This is a genomic window from Mycobacterium sp. (assembly GCF_049281135.1).
GTDB lineage: Bacteria > Actinomycetota > Actinomycetes > Mycobacteriales > Mycobacteriaceae > Mycobacterium.
Genome location: NZ_JBAPRN010000013.1, coordinates 1 through 6,489 on the forward strand (window position 1 = coordinate 1; position 6,489 = coordinate 6,489).

Sequence of the window (6,489 nt, forward strand, 5' to 3'; positions counted from 1 at the left end):
AAAGTTGCCGGCGCGGGCCTGGTTGGCATATATGCCCAACCAATCTCATCGTCACCCGCTAAGACGTTGGAAGATCTTCGAAGTCAGGATGGAACTCTTCGCGTCGAACTTCGGGTGCGACCAGACCGGGCGCTTGAGGCTTGCCTTGAGTCGACCACACCCCGATGGGGAGAAGACGCTGCCGTTCTGCGCTGGAATCCGGAGAACGGCGAAGAGAAGACACTCGTTGCTGCACTTTCCGAGGTAACCGCCGGAATATGGCAAGCATCAGTGCTTTTGGAAGACGTGGCAGAACCGGGTCAACTGCAAGTGCCCCTCGAACCAGTCACGTGGCAGGACTTATCCGAGGATTCCGATTTAGCCAATGTGGTCTCCGTGTCGCTCAGTGCGGCAACTAGCTACCCCGAGACTCTCTCCGGTTGGTTGAACGCGTCTTCGCAATTGCCTGAACCAATCCGCTCGGAGGTAACGTCCGTTCTTAATGCATATGGTTAAGAGTTGGGGCGAGGAGGCCGTGTGGGATGAAATGGCCGGTAGCGAGGCTACCAGGTGTATGTCACCTCGCACTTCGGCGACGTCACGGGCGTTGATCAATGGCCCGCGATGATCGACTGGCTGATGGATCAGCATGTGCGGTTCAAGCGAGCAATTCACGCGATCGGGGGCCGGGGTCGCTTGCCTGAGCGGAACTGTGCGCGCGGGCACCAAGTGAGCCTTATAGCCCGAGCCTGCCCGACAAGCCGTCGATCGCAGCTCGGGTCGTCGCGTCGGTGGCGTGTCCGTAAATGTCGCCAGTGATGCTGATCGAGCTGTGCCCAAAGCAGATCGGCAACCGCCTTGATATGGACGCCGGCATCCAACCACGCAGCCGCCGCGGAATGGCGCAGCGTGTGAACCCCCACGTTCTCGCACCGACACCCACAACCGGGTCCGCCGCGACCGCATCGACCAAGCCGGCGTCATCACCTTGCGCGTCGCTGGACGCCTACACCACATCGGCGTCGGCCGAACCTACACCGGCACCCGCGTACTCGCGCTGATTCAAGATCTCCGGATTCGCATCATCCACGCCGCCACCGGCGAACTCCTCCGCGAGCTAACGCTGAACCCCACCACGAACGACCAACCCACCGGCGCACCAAAAGGCCCCACACGGAAAAAGTTCCGAACCTAACGCAGGTTCGGAACTATTCCGATGTCTTGAGACACCACAATGGTCGGGCTGACAGGATTTGAACCTGCGACCACTTGACCGCCAGGCTACGGAATGAGTCGCGGCCGCTTGCGCTAACTTCCGCGGGCTAACGAGTTTGCCCAGCTCATGGGGCTTTCCGCAAGCCAGCGGAAGTCGGCGCAAGCCAGCGAAAGACCCCCGATTTCAGACCCAACTGGCGCACAAACTGGCGCATGCCGGTCACTGGTCGATTCTCGGGCGGCGCGGTCTTTCGTAGAGGTGCATGTTCCGGCTATGAACGCCTGTTTCGTCAAATGCGGAAACCTGCCGAGTCTCCAGCATGCCGCTCTCGGTGCGGACCCAATGGGCATTCGTGGCGTCGGTGAATCTGATTTCGGGGGTGTCGGTCACCGGCGCCATCTGCAGCGGCCTGCTGCCGATCATCCACACCTCCCACTCCCGTGGCGGTATCGACAGCAATTCGATGGCAAGCCTCTCGCGTTCGGCGTCGTCGTCCGCGCCGCCCATCGGTTCGTAGCCGACGCATACCATTACGTCCCAAATCGGCGCGTCCGAACCGTTGCTCACCAACACGGGTTGACCTGTCGCCAACCCTTCGGTTGGCGCTACTACGCGGGGATCGGTGAAAATCCCGCGCCGGGACCGCCTTTGGCGTTGACGTCACCGAGGATCGCGCTGAACAAGGTGAAGCCGATATGGGTACTCATCTCGGGAATCGGGCCGAGAACAGCGGTACTGTCGCCCCTGCGGGTGAGGCCGACCAGTCGGCCGTCAACGGTGACCGGTGCCCCGTTATCGCCGGGTTGCCACGCCGGCACGTTCGCCGCGACGATGCCCGGTTTGGGGCCTCCAAACTTGAAGACACCGCAACCGAAACCGGTGGCGCCCCCCTGTGTGCAGAGCGGCTGTCTGAAGCCGCTAGGGTCCGGGCCGATGCCGTTGATCGCGAAGCCAGCGAAGTTGGCTGTTGGGGTCACTTTGGCTGGACCGAATTTGATTACTGCATAGTCCAACTCATCGTTGGCGGCCACGATATTCCCGACACCGCCAGTGCCGCCTTCGACGTCAACGGAACTACCAGGACCGCCGCACGTTGCGGCGGTGAACCCGACTAGCGCGCTGCTGCCGTCGTGACCAATCGTGGCCAAGGTGCAGGACGTGCCGTTGACGGTGATACCCGCCCCGCCACCCAGCACAACCGTGCCGTCGGCGGCGGCGACGCCGTTCAGCCAGGTCATTACTGCGATGAGCGCGGCAAGGATTACCGCCGGAGCCGCGGCCGCTCTACGTCGGAGTCGCATCGCGCCGTGACTCGGAATTACAACCCGATTGACGAGAGCACGTCGGCGAAAATGGAGGGGTCTAGAGCCGTGACCGGATCCAGACTCGACGCGAGATCGGTGGCTGACGAGGGGTCCAGACCACCAGCCAAACCAACAAGCAAGCTCGCAATGGAAACATCAATACCTGTGCCGGCGAGGTTTAGGTCAGCGCCAAGCACTGTGAGGTCCGTCAGGTTCAGGCCGCTGCCGCTGAGCTCACCGGCTTGGTCGGCGGCGACGAACGCTTGGTCAGCCGTACCGACGTTTTGTGCAGCCGAAACTAGCTGCTCATCTAACAGGGCCAAGAAAGACTGATCGCCTGAGGGTAGTCCGTCTTGCAGCGACGCTGTCTGGGTGAGGATCGGATCGATTTGCGCCGGGAGACCTTCCTGAGCGGAGAGAAGCTTCGCCGACTCAGTGCTGAGATCGGCTGTCGAAGCTGTAGCCAACACCAAAGGTCCTTGATTCAGCTCGGTGATCGCCTGACCGATCACGTCGTCGGGGGTTGCGGACGCGGGGGCCGTTAGCTCGGAGGCAGCTTCGGTGGCGCTACTGCCTGCACCGAAGAGCGAGCCGATCCAGTCGGTGGGTAGTGATTGAAAGGAGTCGCTGAGCAATTGCGCGTCGGGAGTAAGGGATTCGAATTGAGCCGCGAGTATGTCCGCAAACGAACCGCCGGAGACTGCGCTGGCTATCGATTGGTCGGCGCCCAACAGCGCTTCAGCTGTCTGGTACCACTGCTGATCGAGATTAGTGAACAACGGACTGACGAAGTTTGACAGCGACCCATTGTCGAACGACAGGATCGCCGATTCAGCCGAGTCCAATTTGTCCAGGGCCGTCAGCGCGTGATCTTGGGTGTCAATCAGGGTGGTGATGTTCGGTCCCACCCCGGCTTCATCACCCGTCAGGCCGGAGACATCTATCTGACCCAATACTTGATTAGCGTCTATTAGGTCTGACTGAGCATCGCCCAGCACAACAAGAGGGCTGGTGTCATCGGCGTGTGCGGTACCCATTCCGATCACCGCGGCAGCGGCAGCAGCCAAGCCGGCACCGGCACTCCATCGCCGGACACGACAATTCGGGCGCTTGCTGGACATTTGGCCCCCGTCGGTTCGAGTTGCTCATGACCCAAAGAGCATGTGACAGATACTAAGAATGCCTAAGCTTAGGCTAAGGCCGGACGCTATCTAACTTGAACGGATGTTGTCCCAGCAAGTCCACAGCACAAAATTATGGAATTGACAGCAGGCGGAACGGCTTAATGCGGCATGTCACCCCGTCTGAACAACGGCAGCCCGCTCCGAATTACTGCAGCTTACTGTCGCCGCCGCCTGGGCTGGGGCTTTTGCGCAGTGATTTGATCACGTCGAGGGCGTCGCGATAGGCGGCATAGCGCTGCTGAAGCTGGTCGTTGAGGCTGTTGACATCGACATACCCGAAGTCGACCAGCAGGACCGTCTCGTCAACGCCGAACCGTTCGGAAATCTGGCGCAGCTCAGCGTAACTGGGGAAGTCAGGCTTGTCTTTGCGCCGGCTGAACGTGCTCAACGAAACATCAAGAGCGGCGGCCATCTCGGTGTCGTGGACTCTCCTGCTGAGGAGACGAGCCACGGCCTGTCGGGCGGTCCTGCCGTCTCGGTCGGTGATGGGCATGTAGTGACGCTAACCATGTGATCAAGCCTCTCGCAATCCAGCACTCAGTACTGAAAAGAGCTTTTCGGACCATAGAAAGCATTTTCATGCGGACAATCCCGTTTTCATTCGGGTCATTCCTGTGAATTTCGCGTTGTTCCCTCAGCGGCACATAGGTTATTCTCAGCCGCGAATTTGCTCCACCGGCGGAGCGCCACCAACCGCAATCACCAAGCCCTATTGATTGGGTACCGGCTTGACGAGGAGAAAATGATGAAGGAATCTGCTGGATATATCGGCAGGGTCGGCGGGTTGGCTGTGGCGCTGGGCGTTGGGGGATGGCTGGCCGGCGGCGCGATGATCGGGATGAGCACCGCACACGCCGATGCCGGCGACGTATTCCCGGTGAACACCGACCTCGGCCAAGCGGATCAAGTCTTGACTTATGACCAGCCGATCTTGAGTTCCGCAACGGTACCGACTCAGTTCGAAACGGCCCTCAGCGAGCAAACCGCCATTCTGAACAACGCGCTGACAACGCTGAACCACGCCGAAGCCTTGCAGGGGCCGGCGGGGGCCGCACAAGAGCTATACAGCGGCGCTGATGAGCTATTCCGTACCGCGAGCGTCGCTTTCGAACCCGCATCAGCGACTTTCGCTGAACTCCCTTCCACCAGCACCGAGTACAACCTGCTGCTTCCTGACCTGCAACTCATCGGTGCCACCTACGACCTCAGCTTCGTCGATAGCCTCTCTCAGGTTTTCGGCCTCGGAGGCCCCGTCGCCACCGGCGCTTCGGCTGATAGCGCGGCCACGCTAGCGACCGCTGCCAGCTCCGCCAACCCCGACGACCCCGCTGTGTTCTACTACAGCGCCGACCCGACGAACATATTCTCGCCGGTCTACACGATCTCGCCGACAGGTCCCGAGGATGTGATTTCGACCGACGCAAGCGGCGATGTCATTGGCACACAGGACTTCACGGTCTCCGAACTCGGCTTCCCGGTGGACACCTTCACCGGCGGCGTCGAATACAGCCCCGTCTCCAGCCCCCTCGACCCCTTCGGCAGCCCCTACGTCGAAGACATCAGCTTCGCCGGAGCACCCGGAACCGTGCTGCCCGACAACACTGGCTTCCTGGTCGAGGAATTCGGCGGCGGATGGGGCAACGTCCTGGAGGAAGCCAACATCACCGGGACCTCCCCCATCATCGGGGACTTCCTGACAACCCCGTTCGGCACCGAGAACATCACCCCCATCGTTGACCTGTTTCTTCCCCCAGGCATCACCGATGCGGTCGGCGCCGTTGATCCTTCATCGTTCGCCGATCTGCTGTCGTCAATCGGTCTCTAGTCCTACGGGATCAAGAACCGGAGTGGCGACGAGTTCGCACTACAGTTCGCAATGTGTACCAGTGCACATAGCAGGTTCGAATCCTGCCGGGGGCACGCTTTCACCAGGCATTTCGCACAGGCGTGCAAGCTACGTGCAACAACCAGCATCAAACGTGCAGGTTAGGGCGTGCTCAGCCGACCTAAATATGCCTGTAGGTGGCGCTCCAGAGCGCGTTCAGCTCACTCATAGCGGTTGTCGTGGGTGATCAGCCAATGCCCGCCCTCCAGCTCTACGGGTCTTCATCACAACCACCGAGAATCCGGCAACAACGAACGCCATAAACGGGGGTCCCTTTTGATAGTCCGCAGAAGTGTTTGGGTCGGCACGCTGGGTCCGGAGAATCCGGTGTGCAACCCGGCGGAGGTGGCGGCGGAGGTGGAATTGTTCCACCGGTTATCCAACCCAGCGGAGATACAGCGTCGACGGTGGGGACCGGTCCGGTGCACGGGTCTTGGCTGGGGTCACCGCAGTCATCGTAAGCCGTTGCAGGCGAAGCGATTAACGCCGCCGCCAGCGTCGTCCCGACGGAAAGCTTGGTCCAATTCACCCGAGCAGTGATCACTACGGGGTTAACCCCAACCCTGAAAGCGATCTGCAGCGCGCCACAGCACGTCCAACTCGGTCATAGCGCTGTCGTGAGTGATCATCCAGTGCCCGACCTGAGCGACCAGGACGATAGATCTGCCGTGAGTGTTCCGGCGAACGTCATTGCCCACCGTGGCTACGGTGGCGCCAGCGGAATTGTTGGGTGCGGGTTGGATGTCAGTGACAATGAAGCTCATGACCGGATGATTACGCGAACGGTTCAGATGATCATCAATCGTCCCGGCTTCCTCAGGAGAAAAACCAGGGGTCACGATGTCGGTCTTGCTCATCGCGAGCCTTTCCGGATCGGTCAGCTCAGTCATGATGGCGACTACCTGATCGACGGTGGGCACG

The 6,489-nt window shown here is 60.6% G+C and carries 7 protein-coding genes; 2 read left to right on the plus strand and 5 right to left on the minus strand.

The genetic code is table 11. The features are described from left to right. Nucleotides 1-495, plus strand: a 495-nt coding sequence (locus WAN02_RS00330; RefSeq protein WP_422261720.1) for a hypothetical protein, incomplete at its 5' end; no start/stop codon positions are given. A 919-nt stretch (nucleotides 496-1,414) separates the two neighbouring features. Here WAN02_RS00330 and WAN02_RS00335 read toward each other — a convergent pair. The 4 genes from WAN02_RS00335 to WAN02_RS00350 all read right to left on the minus strand — a co-directional run bounded on the left by WAN02_RS00335 (nucleotide 1,415) and on the right by WAN02_RS00350 (nucleotide 4,176). Further along, nucleotides 1,415-1,762, minus strand: a complete 348-nt coding sequence (locus tag WAN02_RS00335) for a hypothetical protein (protein WP_422261722.1) — start codon at nucleotides 1,760-1,762, stop codon at nucleotides 1,415-1,417. A 41-nt stretch (nucleotides 1,763-1,803) separates the two neighbouring features. After that, a complete protein-coding gene (locus tag WAN02_RS00340; RefSeq protein WP_422261724.1) occupies nucleotides 1,804-2,496 on the minus strand; it encodes a serine protease in 693 nt (230 codons plus the stop codon). A gap of 17 nt (nucleotides 2,497-2,513) precedes the next feature. Then, nucleotides 2,514-3,566: a hypothetical protein gene (locus WAN02_RS00345; RefSeq protein WP_422261726.1), complete on the minus strand. Its 1,053-nt coding sequence runs from the start codon at nucleotides 3,564-3,566 to the stop codon at nucleotides 2,514-2,516. A gap of 262 nt (nucleotides 3,567-3,828) precedes the next feature. After that, nucleotides 3,829-4,176: a hypothetical protein gene (locus tag WAN02_RS00350; protein WP_422261728.1), complete on the minus strand. Its 348-nt coding sequence runs from the start codon at nucleotides 4,174-4,176 to the stop codon at nucleotides 3,829-3,831. A 252-nt stretch (nucleotides 4,177-4,428) separates the two neighbouring features. On the opposite strand from WAN02_RS00350, the gene WAN02_RS00355 reads away from it, so the two are divergent. Beyond that, entirely contained in the window at nucleotides 4,429-5,508 is a 1,080-nt protein-coding gene (locus WAN02_RS00355) for a hypothetical protein (RefSeq protein WP_422261730.1), read from the plus strand. Between the two features lie 611 nt (nucleotides 5,509-6,119). Here the strand turns inward: WAN02_RS00355 and WAN02_RS00360 are convergent. Next, a partial coding sequence (locus WAN02_RS00360; RefSeq protein WP_422261732.1) for a hypothetical protein occupies nucleotides 6,120-6,489 on the minus strand: 370 nt, incomplete at its 5' end.

Coding starts and splice junctions, on each gene's coding strand:
- WAN02_RS00340 (WP_422261724.1), bottom strand. CDS start 2,496: ATGCGACTCCGACGTAGAGCGGCCGCGGCTCCGGCGGTAATCCTTGCC.
- WAN02_RS00350 (WP_422261728.1), bottom strand. CDS start 4,176: ATGCCCATCACCGACCGAGACGGCAGGACCGCCCGACAGGCCGTGGCT.
- WAN02_RS00355 (WP_422261730.1), top strand. CDS start 4,429: ATGAAGGAATCTGCTGGATATATCGGCAGGGTCGGCGGGTTGGCTGTG.